This window comes from Aquabacterium sp., from assembly GCF_021768455.1.
GTDB lineage: Bacteria > Pseudomonadota > Gammaproteobacteria > Burkholderiales > Burkholderiaceae_C > Aquabacterium.
On record NZ_JAIZVX010000011.1, the window covers coordinates 38,724 to 47,293 of the forward strand.

At 67.2% G+C, this 8,570-nt stretch carries 11 protein-coding genes; 5 read left to right on the top strand and 6 right to left on the bottom strand.

Annotated elements, in window-relative coordinates:
- Together coaBC and dut are read left to right on the top strand one after the other, a co-directional pair.
- Entirely contained in the window at positions 1–1,227 is a 1,227-nt protein-coding gene (gene coaBC / locus QZ994_RS02885; RefSeq protein ID WP_290867940.1) for a bifunctional phosphopantothenoylcysteine decarboxylase/phosphopantothenate--cysteine ligase CoaBC, read from the top strand.
- A 31-nt stretch (positions 1,228–1,258) separates the two neighbouring features.
- Complete coding sequence (gene dut, locus QZ994_RS02890) at positions 1,259–1,711, top strand: dUTP diphosphatase (protein ID WP_290867943.1); 453 nt, start codon at positions 1,259–1,261, stop codon at positions 1,709–1,711.
- Positions 1,712–1,728: 17 nt separating this feature from the next.
- On the opposite strand, the gene QZ994_RS02895 is transcribed toward dut, so the two are convergent.
- Complete coding sequence (locus tag QZ994_RS02895) at positions 1,729–2,253, bottom strand: peptidylprolyl isomerase (RefSeq protein ID WP_290867946.1); 525 nt, start codon at positions 2,251–2,253, stop codon at positions 1,729–1,731.
- Between the two features lie 222 nt (positions 2,254–2,475).
- Between QZ994_RS02895 and QZ994_RS02900 the strand changes: the two genes are divergently transcribed.
- From QZ994_RS02900 to QZ994_RS02910, 3 genes are all read left to right on the top strand, one after another.
- Positions 2,476–3,564 carry a cupin domain-containing protein gene (locus QZ994_RS02900; RefSeq protein WP_290867972.1) on the top strand — a complete coding sequence of 363 codons (1,089 nt, stop codon included), beginning with the start codon at positions 2,476–2,478 and terminating at the stop codon, positions 3,562–3,564.
- Between the two features lie 73 nt (positions 3,565–3,637).
- A complete protein-coding gene (locus QZ994_RS02905) occupies positions 3,638–4,159 on the top strand; it encodes a hypothetical protein (protein ID WP_290867949.1) in 522 nt (173 codons plus the stop codon).
- Between the two features lie 157 nt (positions 4,160–4,316).
- Positions 4,317–4,532: a hypothetical protein gene (locus QZ994_RS02910; protein ID WP_290867952.1), complete on the top strand. Its 216-nt coding sequence runs from the start codon at positions 4,317–4,319 to the stop codon at positions 4,530–4,532.
- Between the two features lie 342 nt (positions 4,533–4,874).
- Here the strand turns inward: QZ994_RS02910 and bamC are convergent, their stop codons facing one another.
- From bamC to QZ994_RS02935, 5 genes are all read right to left on the bottom strand, one after another.
- On the bottom strand, positions 4,875–6,026 hold the full coding sequence (bamC, locus tag QZ994_RS02915) for an outer membrane protein assembly factor BamC (RefSeq protein WP_290867954.1): 1,152 nt from the start codon (positions 6,024–6,026) through the stop codon (positions 4,875–4,877).
- A 59-nt stretch (positions 6,027–6,085) separates the two neighbouring features.
- Positions 6,086–6,967, bottom strand: a complete 882-nt coding sequence (gene dapA / locus QZ994_RS02920) for a 4-hydroxy-tetrahydrodipicolinate synthase (protein WP_290867957.1) — start codon at positions 6,965–6,967, stop codon at positions 6,086–6,088.
- A 90-nt stretch (positions 6,968–7,057) separates the two neighbouring features.
- Positions 7,058–7,864: an SDR family oxidoreductase gene (locus tag QZ994_RS02925; protein WP_290867960.1), complete on the bottom strand. Its 807-nt coding sequence runs from the start codon at positions 7,862–7,864 to the stop codon at positions 7,058–7,060.
- 1 nt (position 7,865) lies between these two features.
- Positions 7,866–8,000, bottom strand: coding sequence for a hypothetical protein (locus QZ994_RS02930; RefSeq protein WP_290867963.1), 135 nt, complete (start codon positions 7,998–8,000; stop codon positions 7,866–7,868).
- The coding region (locus QZ994_RS02935; RefSeq protein WP_290867966.1) for an MFS transporter at positions 7,997–8,570 on the bottom strand (574 nt) is incomplete at its 5' end. The genes QZ994_RS02930 and QZ994_RS02935, both read right to left, overlap by 4 nt.

Here is an 8,570-nt window from a genome sequence, read left to right on the forward strand (position 1 = left end):
ATGTCAGAACGCACAGACCTCCAAGGCCGGCACATCGTGCTGGGCCTGACGGGCGGGATCGCCTGCTACAAATCGGCCGAGCTGGTTCGCCTGCTCACCAAGGCCGGCGCCACCGTGCAGGTGGTGATGACCGAGGCCGCCGAAGCCTTCATCACCGCCGTGACCATGCAGGCCCTGTCGGGCCGACCTGTGGTCACCAGCCAGTGGGACGCGCGCGAGCCCAACAACATGGCGCACATCAACCTCGGTCGCGAGGCCGACGCCATCCTCATCGCGCCAGCCAGCGCCGACTTCATGGCCAAGCTGGCCACGGGCCGGGCCGACGAGCTGCTCAGCCTGATGTGCCTGGCCCGCCCGCGCGAGCGCTGCCCCCTGCTGATCGCCCCGGCCATGAACCGCGAGATGTGGTCGCACCCTGCCACCCTGCGCAACGTGGCCACCCTGCGGGCCGATGGCGCCACCCTCCTCGGCCCAGGTCATGGCGACCAGGCTTGCGGCGAAACCGGCGATGGCCGCATGCTCGAAGCCCAGGAGCTGTGCGACGACCTCGTCGCCTTCTTTCAGCCCAAGCTGCTGGCGGGTCGCAAGCTGTTGATCACCGCCGGCCCCACTTTCGAGGCCATCGACCCGGTGCGCGGCATCACCAACCACTCCAGCGGCAAGATGGGCTTTGCCCTGGCACGCGCGGCCCAGGAGGCCGGCGCCGAGGTCACGCTGGTGGCGGGCCCTGTTCACCTGCCCACGCCCCGTGGCGTGCGCCGTCTGGATGTGATGAGTGCCCAGCAGATGTTCGATGCCGTGGTGCCGGTGGCCCCGCAGCACGAGGTCTTCATCGCGACCGCGGCCGTGGCCGACTGGCGTCCCGCATCGCTGAGCGCGCACAAGATCAAGAAGGAAGGCAAGAAGGTCGCGCCCACCTTCGAGCTGACCGAGAACCCCGACATCCTCGCCGCCGTGGCCGCCTTGCCCGATGCACCCTACTGCGTGGGCTTTGCCGCCGAGAGCGAGAACCTGCTGGCCCACGCCCGCGCCAAGCTGCTGCGCAAGCGCATCCCGCTGATCATCGGCAACCTGGGCCCGGCCACCTTTGGCCGCGACGACAACAGCCTGCTGGTGGTGGACGCCCAGACCGAGCACGCCCTCCCAGCCGATGGCCGAGCCACCGACAAGCTCACCCTGGCCCGCATCCTGATGCAGGAGCTGGCCACGCGGCTGGCTGCCCGCTGATCACCTTTCCCCTTTGCAGACACGCACCCGCATGACCACCGTCGACATCCGCATCCTCGATCCCCGCATGGCCGACAGCCTGCCCGCCTACGCCACACCGGGCAGTGCGGGCCTCGACCTGCGTGCCGCGCTGGATGCACCCATCGTGCTCGAACCGGGGCAGACCCAGCTGATCCCCACAGGCCTGTCGATGCACCTGGGCGACCCGGGCCTCGCGGCCATGATCCTGCCCCGCTCGGGCCTGGGCCATAAGCATGGCATCGTGCTGGGCAACCTGGTGGGGCTGATCGATTCCGACTACCAGGGCCCGCTCATGGTCAGCTGCTGGAACCGCGGCGACACGGCCTTCACCGTGCAACCGATGGAGCGCATCGCGCAACTGGTCATCGTGCCCGTGGTGCAGGCCGCATTCCGGGTGGTCGATTCGTTCGACGACGCCAGCGCGCGAGGCGAGGGCGGTTTCGGTTCGACCGGGCGAGGCTGAGCCCGCCCGCCATCCCGTCAGTGGATGGTTTCGTCCGGCGGCACCTGCTGCGGTGCCAGGAAGAAGGCCGTTTCGGCCACGGAGCCTTGCTCCACTTCCTCTTCGGTGGCCGGGCGCACGTCGCACACCTGCAGGTTGATGCGGATGGCGACGCCTGCCAGCGGGTGGTTGCCGTCGAGCACCACGTGGGTGTCGTAGACCTCGGTCACGGTGTAGATGGCTTCCTTGGACAGGTCCGGGGTGGTGGCGCCCTCGGGCGGACCGTCGAACTGCATGCCTTCGGCCACTTCCTTGGGGAAGATGTCGCGCGTTTCGAAGAACACCAGGTTGGCGTTGTAGTCGCCGAAAGCCTGTTCGGGCTCCAGGTGCAGATGGGCCTCGAAACCGGTCGTCTGGCCGATCAGCGCCTGCTCCACCTTGGCCAGCAGGTCTTCGCCGCCGACCAGGAATTCCATCGGCTGGGTGAGTTCGTCAATCAGTTGGCCTTGGGCGTCTTCCAGACGCCACATCAGGCTCACGACACAGGGAGAGGTGATGATCATCCCCCGATCATCTCACGCCGCCCCGGCTCGCCTTGTCCTGCCTCAGCCCCAGACCTTGCCTGGCGCAAGCACAATGCCGGCATGAGCTCCACCAAGACACCCAAGCCTGCCAAGGCCCCCCGGGCCGCCAAGGCCGCGCCCGCTGCGGCACCCGTCACCGCCTCCGGCATTGCCATCGACCAGGCCACGGCCCTGCTCGGCGGCATTTCGCCGCAAACTTTCATGTCGCGCTACTGGCAGAAAAAGCCGCTGCTGATCCGCCAGGCCGTGCCCGGCGCGCAGCCTCCGCTGGACCGCAGCAAGCTCTTCGCACTGGCCGCCGAAGAAGAGGTGGAGTCCCGCCTCATCGTGCAGACCGGCGCCAGCGCCTCCGGCGAAGCCGGATGGAAACTCAGCCACGGCCCCTTCACCCGTCGCCAGCTGCCTGGCCTGAACAAGCCCGGCTGGACACTGCTGGTGCAGGGCCTTGACCTGCACGTGCCGGCGGCCCATGCGCTGCTCAAGCAGTTCCGCTTCGTGCCCGATGCCCGCATGGACGACCTGATGATCTCCTACGCCAGCGATGGCGGTGGCGTGGGCCCGCACTACGATTCCTACGATGTCTTCCTGCTGCAGGTGAATGGCCGCCGCCGCTGGCGCATCGGCGAGCTGAAGGACACGAGCCTGCAGCCCGACGTGCCCTTGAAGATCCTCTCGAACTTCGAGCCCACCGAGGAGTGGGTGCTGGAGCCGGGCGACATGCTCTACCTGCCGCCGCGCTGGGCCCATGATGGTGTGGCTGTGGGCAACGACTGCATGACCTGCTCCATCGGCTTCCGCGTGCCCGAAGGCACCGAGCTGGCCCGCGAGCTGCTGATCCGCTGGATGGAGAACATGGAGAGCCCCGAGAAGCGCCGCCTCTACGAAGACCCCCGCCAGCCCGCCACCGGCACCCCCGGCCAGATGCCTGCGGCTTTGCAAGACTTTGCGGCCGATGCCGTCGCGCGCGTGCTGAAAGACCCGGCTGCGCTGAACACCGCGCTGGGCGAGATCCTCACCGAGCCCAAGCCCCGCGTGTGGTTCCAGGCCGGCGAGCCCCTGCCCGATGGCGTGGGCGTGGTGCTCGATGCCCGCACCCGCATGGTCTACGACGAGCGCAGTGTCTACGTCAATGGCGAATCCTGGCGCGCCGCCGGCAAGGATGCCCGCCACTTGCAGCAGCTGGCCAACGCCCGCACACTCGACGCCGCTGCCGTGGCCCAGGCCAGCGAGGCCCTGCGCGAGTTGCTCGACCAGTGGGCCGAAGACGGCTGGCTGCACCCCCAGTCCTGAGTTCCGGGCCCCAGGTCGCACCTCATCACGCCATCGCGTCCAGCCCCGATCTGCCCTGATGGAGTCTTCTGCCATGCACGACACGCCCGAGCCTGCCCCGCACGATGCCCTGGCCGAGTCGGGGCCGGTCAGCAGTTGGCGCGATTTCCACAGCCGGGTGGAGGCCGCCATGGCCGTGCTGGCCGCCGAGCCTGCCGACCTCTGGCTGGTGGATGCCGACTTTGCGCAGTGGCCTCTCGGGCGGCGCAGCGTGATGGAGGCCCTGCACCGGTGGGCGGTGGCGCCTTCCCGGCATCGGATCACGGTGCTGGCGGGCGGCTACGACGGCGTCGCCCGCTGCCACCCGCGCTGGGTGGCCTGGCAGCGCACCTGGGGACACCGCGTGCGCTGCTGGCAGGCCCCGGCCGAATGTGCTGCAGACCTGAAGCCGACCCTGATCCTGGGGCAAAGCCTCGCCTTGCGCGTGGCAGAGCCGAGAATGGGCACAGGGTGGTGGACGAGAGAATCGGCGCGCATTGCCAATTGGCGTGCTGAAATTGACGCAATTTTGCAACGCTCGGAAGAGGCCCCATCATCGAGCCCATTGGGTCTATAGGGAAAGGCCCGATGCAACGTATAATTCGAGGCTGAATGTGATGCAACGTCAGTTGCGACGCATCCTTTGCCCTTGTCCTGTCTGTGATGGGACTGTGGGCTCAGCACATAGTTCCATTACACCGGTTTAATTGACATTCCTTTTTGAGGACACAAGCATGAAAAAGTCGCTCCTGCTGGCTTCGCTGATCGCCGCCATCGCCCTGGCCGCCTGCGGCAAGAAAGAAGAAACCGCTGCCGCTGACGCCGCTTCCGCCGCTTCGGAAGTTGCTTCCGCTGCCGTTGAAGTCGCTTCCGCCGCTTCGGAAGCCGCTTCCGCCGCTGTTGAAGCCGCTTCGGCCGCTTCTGAAGCCGCCAGCGCTGCTTCGAACTAATCAGTAGTTCGATTGTCCAAAAGAGCCGCTCTTCGGAGCGGCTTTTTTTCGTCCATATGTCGCTCAAAACAGCGCAAGGGCGAAAAATCAGGCGATCCGCAGGGCCGAGGATTCAGGGTCTGCCCTGATGTGGCCTGATCGGGTTGTGATGCGGCCCATTTGTGGGCCATTTGTGGATCATTTGTGGTACTGGGCGCCCCCCAGGTGCCGGTTCAGGATTTGCGTGTCGGGATGATCCGCTTCTCCGTCGGATGCTGCAGGCGAAAAAAATCCCGACCACCTTGTGGGTGACCGGGATGGTGCGTGAGCGGCAATGGTGGCCGGCTCAGCCGGACTGCGGACTCAGTTGAGTTCGTCGACCAGTTGCTTGGTGATGCGTTTGGCGGTGGCGCTGCCGCTGGCTTGGCCCTTGTCGTCCAGCACATTGATCTGGGTGCTGTTGCGGCTTTGGCCGCTGAGCACCACGCGGTAGCGGCTCAGGCCATCGGTGGCGGCCGGGGCGCTGCCGAACAGGCGGGCAAAGAAGCCCGGCTTGCTGGCTTCCGGATCGGTGTCCGACAGGCGCACTTCATAGAAGGCCTGCTTGCGGTCGCGGTTCTCGACCGTGAAGCCGCTGCGGTCCAGGGCCAGGCCCACACGGCGCCAGGCGGTGTCGAAGTCGGTGTCCACGGTCAGCGAGGTGGCGTTGCTGCCCAGGTGGGCGATGCCGGGCAGGGCGGCGGCCGTGCCGGCAGCAGCCGGTGCCTTGTCGGCCTTGGCGGCGGCGACGGCGTCCTTCGGGGCACCCAGGCGGGCCATCAGGCGCGAGAGCATCTCGGCTTCCAGGCCCGCGTCGCTGGGGCGGGCGCGCCAGGTGGTGCGCTCTTTCTTGGCGTCTTCGTAGACCTCTTCGAGGCCGCGGTGGCTCACGTAGATTTCGCTGCCGGTGGCGGTGCGCTCGATGCGGATGCGGTAGCTGTCGCGCTCACCGCTGTCGTACAAAGATTCGAACACCTTGCTGATCAGGCCGCGCACGCCGTCCTGGCCGACCTTGGTGCGGTTTTCCGCCCAGGTGGTTTCCATGACACCGATGTCGCGCTTGTCGACGGCGAGTTCAAAGCCCGAGTCGAGCCAGAACTGACGGACGTCGTCCCAGATCTTTTCCGGTGGCAGGGCGACCGACAGCCAGCGGGTCTGACCTTGGCGTTCGAGCTTGACGGCACCGCTGGTTTGCGGCGCGACCAGGTCGGTGGCGACGGCCGCTTGACCGGCGTCGCGGCCCAGGCTGCTGGCGCTGATGCTGCCGCTGCTTTGCACGCCGTACTTGGTTTGGCCGGGCAACTGGCTGAGGTCGGGCGGCACGTCGAGCTTGACGGTCTGCGAGCCGCTGGTGCGGTAGTCGACCTTGTCACCCGTGAGGGCGTTGCCGATGGACGAGCAACCGGAGGTGATGAGCGTGGTGGCCAGCGCAGCACTCAGAGCGAGCGTGGTCGGGTGACGGTGTTTGATCGACATGGGTAATGAGGTTCGGACAGGTGGGGGCTCAGACAGGCTGGCCCCACCGGTCAAGGGGGTTACAGCACCCCGGCGTCGCGCAGGGCGGCTTCGACGAGCGGCTCGGAGGCGGGCGACAGCGGCGTCAAGGGCAGGCGCAGCGTACCACCAACCTTGCCCATGCGCGCCATGGCCCATTTCACCGGGATCGGGTTGGGCTCGCAGAACAGCTGCTTGTGCAGGGGCAGCAACTTCATGTGCAGGGCGATGGCGCGTGCGGCGTCTTGTGCCATGGCGGCCTTGCACAGTTCGGCCATGTCGCGCGGGGCCACGTTGGCCGTGACGCTGATGTTGCCGTGGCCGCCCAGCAGCATGAGGGCGAAGGCGGTTGGGTCGTCACCGGAGTAGACGGAGAAGCCCTTGGGGGCCTGCTTGATCAACCAGGCGGCGCGGTCGATGTTGCCGGTGGCTTCCTTGATGCCGATGACGCCAGGCAGCTGGGCCAGGCGCAGGGCGGTTTCAGGGGTCATGTCGGCCACGGTGCGACCGGGCACGTTGTAGAGCACCACCGGGATGTCGACGGCTTCGACGATGGCCTTGAAGTGCTGGTAGATGCCTTCTTGCGTCGGCTTGTTGTAGTAGGGCACGACCTGCAGTGTGCAGTCGGCGCCGACCTTCTTGGCGTATTCGGAGAGCTCGATGGCTTCGCGGGTGGAATTGGCACCGGCGCCGGCCATGATGGGCACGCGGCCCGCAGCCTGTTCGACCGCCACGCGGATGATTTCGCGGTGCTCTTCGACCGAGACCGTGGGCGATTCGCCCGTGGTGCCGACGACGCCGATGCAGTTCGTGCCCTCGGCGATGTGCCAGTCGATGAGCTTGCGCAGGCTGTCGTAATCGACGCTGCCGTCTTCAAACAAGGGCGTGACCAGGGCCACGATGCTGCCAAAAATGGGTTTCATGCTCGTTCCTTCAATCTCGACATTCTAATCAGGCGGGCGGCCGGCTCCGGAGGGGCCGCGAAGGGAATCACGGTGGGGTGTCGCCGTCTTTCAATGGGGACGGACGTCGCGCTGCAGGGCGGCCAGCGCGAGGCGGTCGACCAGGCTCGGGGCGATCAGTTTCATCCAACGTCCGAGCTTGCCTTTGGCTGACATGACGATGTCGCGATCGCGGCGGGCCATGCCTTCACGGATGAGTCGGGCGCAGGTCTCGACGCTCATGGCGCCGCGTTCGTCGAGGCCACTCTGGCCGGCTGCCTGGCCCTGGGCGTTGAAGCCGCGGTAGCGGATGTCGGTGGCCACCACGCCTGGGTAGGCGATCGTGACGCTGACGCCGTGGGGCTGCATTTCGACCCGTAAAGATTCGAAAAAGCCGTTCATGGCGAATTTGGTGGCGCTGTAGGCGGTGCGTCCGGGCACACCGACCAGGCCCGCCAGGCTGGAGACGGCAACGATGCGACCGCGGCTGGCCTTGAGCGCGGGCAGGGCGGCGTGGGTGGTCCAGGCGCTGCCCCAGAGGTTGATGCGCATGAGTTGTTCGCACCAGGCCATGTCCGGCACGTCTTCCAGGAGGGCGTGGGCCGACATGCCCGCGTTGTTGACCAGGGTGTCGAGCCGGCCGAAATGGGAGAGGGTGTCGGCGACGAGGGCCCGGCATTCGGCTTCGACCCCGACGTCGGTGGGGCGCACGAGCACGGTGGCGCCCTGTGCGCGGCAGGCCTGGGCCACGGCTTCGAGCTTGTCGGCGCTGCGGGCGGCCAGCACGAGCTGCAGGCTGGCGCCTTCTTGGTGGGCGAGTTGCCGGGCGAGTTCGGCGCCAATGCCGTCGGAGGCGCCAGTGAGGATGACCACGCTCATGTCAGAAACAGCTCCAGATGCGGGTGGCCAGGTCGACGACGAGGCCGGGGCGCCAATATAAGGAGAAGACTGTTGCCAGCGCGGCCACGGCGGCCAGGCGCCACAGCACAGGGGCGAGGCGGCGACACGGGCTCATGCGCGAACGGGCGTGGTGCCCAGCAGGCGGCGGGCGGGCTGCTGGTGCTCACGGATAGGCAGGTTGATGAGCGCGGCGGCCACGCCCAGGGCGATGGCGATCCACCAGACGAGCTGGTAGCTGCCGGTGGCGTCGTAGAGGCGGCCCGCCAGCCAGACGCCCAGGAAGGAGCCGATCTGGTGGGAGAAAAAGACCACGGCGCCCAGCATGGAGAGGTGCTTGATGCCCATCATCTGCGCGACCACGGCGTTGGTGGGCGGCACGGTGGAAAGCCAGAGGAAGCCCATGACGGCGGCGAAGATGCCGACGCTCAAGGGCGTGATGGGGCTGAGGAGGAAGACTGTCATGACCACGGCGCGGGCGGCGTAGATGCCCGAGAGGATCCAGTTTTTCTTGATGCGCTGGCCCAGAACGCCCGCCGTGTAGGTGCCCAGCACGTTGAAGAGGCCGATCAGGGCCAGGGCGGTGGTGGCCAGGGTGGGGTCCATGCGCTGGTCGCGCAGGTAGCTGGGCAGGTGCACGCCAATGAAGGCGACCTGGAAGCCGCAGACGAAGTAGCCGGCGGTGAGC